The organism is Archangium sp., from assembly GCF_036389735.1.
Classification (GTDB): Bacteria; Myxococcota; Myxococcia; order Myxococcales; family Myxococcaceae; genus Archangium.
The window spans coordinates 1-2790 of sequence record NZ_DASVWK010000831.1 but is presented as its reverse complement, the minus strand read 5'-3'; the positions used below and the strand labels follow the sequence as shown (position 1 = coordinate 2790).

Annotated in this window: 3 protein-coding genes; 1 reads left to right on the top strand and 2 read right to left on the bottom strand. The window is 65.1% G+C overall.

Features of this window, described 5'->3' with window-relative positions:
• Positions 1 to 448, bottom strand: a 448-nt coding sequence (locus VF794_RS29715) for a glutathione S-transferase (protein WP_331116227.1), incomplete at its 3' end; no start/stop codon positions are given.
• Positions 449 to 634: 186 nt separating this feature from the next.
• Between VF794_RS29715 and VF794_RS29710 the strand changes: the two genes are divergently transcribed.
• Positions 635 to 1540 (top strand): OmpA/MotB family protein, encoded by a 906-nt coding sequence (locus VF794_RS29710; RefSeq protein ID WP_414640980.1) that lies wholly within the window; start codon positions 635 to 637, stop codon positions 1538 to 1540.
• 91 nt (positions 1541 to 1631) lie between these two features.
• Here the strand turns inward: VF794_RS29710 and VF794_RS29705 are convergent.
• A partial coding sequence (locus VF794_RS29705; protein ID WP_331116225.1) for an FG-GAP-like repeat-containing protein occupies positions 1632 to 2790 on the bottom strand: 1159 nt, incomplete at its 5' end.

Genomic DNA, 2790 nt, shown 5'->3' with positions numbered 1-2790 from the left:
CGACGAGGTAGTCGCCGCGCGACACCGCGCCCTCGAGCGTGTTGAGGACCGCCTCGAGGCTGCCATAGCCCGACGCCCCGGCCCGCTCGGGCGGGATCTGAAAGCCCATGGCCTTGTTGGTGACCGCCGACTCGATCGGGCCGGCGCCGAAGAACAGCCAGCGATAGTAGGCGCCGCGCTCGCGGCTGCCCGACGCGGGGGCCAGGCCCGCCTGCGGGAAGGCGTCGGCGAGATAGGCGCAGATGGCCGCCGTTTCGGTGACGACGGTGTCGCCGTGGCGCAGCGCCGGGATCTTGCCCATCGGGTTGATCGCCAGATAGGCGGGCGCCTTCAGCGTATTGAACTCGAGCAGCTCGGTCCGATAGGGCTGCCCGACCTCCTCGAGCATCCAGCGCACGATCCGGCCACGCGACATCGGGTTTGTGTAGAAGACGACTTCGTCGGACATGGGTTGCTCCCTCTCTGGTTTGCCGCCACCCTATCCCGAGTCCTGGCACTAAAGGATTTCCCGGTGGAAGTTTTCGAGTGACGCCGTTGTGTTTGCCCACGTTCGACTCCTCGGTGGGGAATCCGCGCCCTCTCCCTCGCGTGGGCTCGGAGGTATAAGGACGCTCTTCAATCCAAGGAGCCTCGAATGCGCATGCGCTGGTGTGTCCTCCTGCTGGTTCCATTGCTCGGCTGTGTCTCGCAGAAGGCGTTGGACGCGAAGTCGTTGGAGGCTCACAACCTCAAGCAGCAGTACGACGAGCAACAGGAGCAGATGAAGGCCCTGGAGCAGAAGCTCTCCGAGACCAGGGCCGCCTCCGAGGCGGCGGAGAAGGAGAAGGCGGAGCTGGAGTCCTCGCTCGCCCATAGCGACGCGGAGCGCCGCGCGCTGCGCAAGCGCGTGGACGAGCTGTCGGAGCTCAACCAGGAGCTGTCCCGGAGCACCGAGAAGCTCGCCGCGGCCAAGGAGGCCCTCGAGAAGAAGTCCAGCGAGTACGAGAACCTCGCCAGGAGCCTCAAGGAGGAGATCAAGACCGGGAAGATCGAGCTGTCCGAGCTCAAGGGCCGGATGGTGGTGAAGATGAAGGACAAGATCCTCTTCTCTTCCGGCAGTACCCGGCTCAACAAGGAGGGCCAGGAAGCACTGGAGAAGGTGGCGCAGGCGCTCAAGGACGTGCAGGGGAAGCTCATCCGGGTCGAGGGCCACACGGACAACGTGCCGCTGCCGACGGACGGGAAGACGGAGTTCGCCTCGAACTGGGAGCTGTCCACCACCCGCGCGCTCGTCGTCGTGCAACTCCTGCAGGAGCAGGGCGTGCCGCCCACGATGCTCGCCGCGCTGGGCTATGGCGAGTACCAGCCCATCGCCTCCAACCAGACGGCGGAGGGACGGAGCCTGAACCGGCGCATCGAGATCGTCCTCGCCCCCGCCGAGCAGGCCCCGTCCGCGGTGGTGGCCGCCTCGGTGAAGAAGGCCCCGGCGCCGTCCCCCGCCGCCAGGCCCGCCGTGGTGAAGCCGGTCTCCGGCGTCAAACCCGCCGCGAAGAAGAAGTAGCGGAGCTGAGGACAGCACTCAGTTGAGGGGGAGGGCTGGAGGGGAGGGTGGCGAGTCCTCCTCCAGCCCCGCGCTCCCCTCCGTCCAAGTCTCAGTGGAAGCCGCCGCTTCCGTTGGACTTCATCACGAGGAACTCGTGGGACCAGGGGGCGTACCAGGACCAATCCATGCGGCCATCGCCGTTGAAGTCCCCGGTGCTGAAGAACTTGCCGCCCGACCAGTTGCCCCAACCCGAGGTGTTGTTCTGCACGGCCGAGAAGGAACCGTTGCCGTTGGAGAACATCACGATGAACTCGTGGGACCAGGGGGCATACCAGGACCAGTCGGTGCGGCCATCCCCGTTGAAGTCCCCGGTGCTGAAGAAGCTGCCGGCCGACCAGTCACCCCAGCCCGCGGTGCTGTTCTGCACGGTCGTGAAGGTGCCGTTGCCGTTGGAGAACATCACGATGAAGGCGTTGGACCAGGGGGCGTACCAGGACCAGTCGGTGCGGCCATCCCCGTTGAAGTCCCCGGTGCTGAAGAACCTGCCGTTCGACCAGTCACCCCAACTCGCGGTGCCGGTCTGCACGGTCGTGAAGGTGCCGTTGCCGTTGGAGAGCATCACGAGGAAGGCAGTGGACCAGGGGGCATACCAGGACCAATCGGTGCGGCCATCCCCGTTGAAGTCTCCCGTATTGAAGAAGCTGCCGTTCGACCAGTTGCCCCAAACCGAGGTGTTGCTCTGCACGAGTGAGAAGGAGCCATTGCCGTTGGAGAGCATCACCATGAAGTTGTTGGCCCAGGGGGCGTACCAGGACCAGTCGGTGCGGCCATCCCCGTTGAAGTCTCCCGTATTGAAGAAGCTGCCGGCCGACCAGTTTCCCCAGCCCGAGGTGTCGTTGTAGACGCGGGTGATGCTGCCGTCGAGGTTGGACATCGCCACCACGAAGGTGTTCGCCTGCGGCCAGTACCAGGACCAGTCGGTGCGGCCGTCGCCGTTGAAATCCCCGGTGCGGAAATGTGGAGCCGAGGAGTCGACGAAGTCGGGATAGAGTCTGTTCGCTGCGGAGATATCCCCGGTGCTCAGCACGTTGCCGCGGTGGATGAGCCCTCCGTCGAGCTTCTGGATGGTCGGAAGGTCGTTGATGGAGAAGGCATAGCTGTCGTAGTGCATGATGGACGAGAAGTCGTACCCGCCCAGGGGATCGCCGTCCCAGATGTGCTGGGAGAAGTTGTGCTCCTTGCCGGCCTCGATGTTCTCGCGGAGGATC

What these genes read in the sequence shown, in the direction of transcription:
- VF794_RS29710 (WP_414640980.1), top strand. Translation starts at nt 635, where the DNA reads ATGCGCATGCGCTGGTGTGTCCTCCTGCTGGTTCCATTGCTCGGCTGT.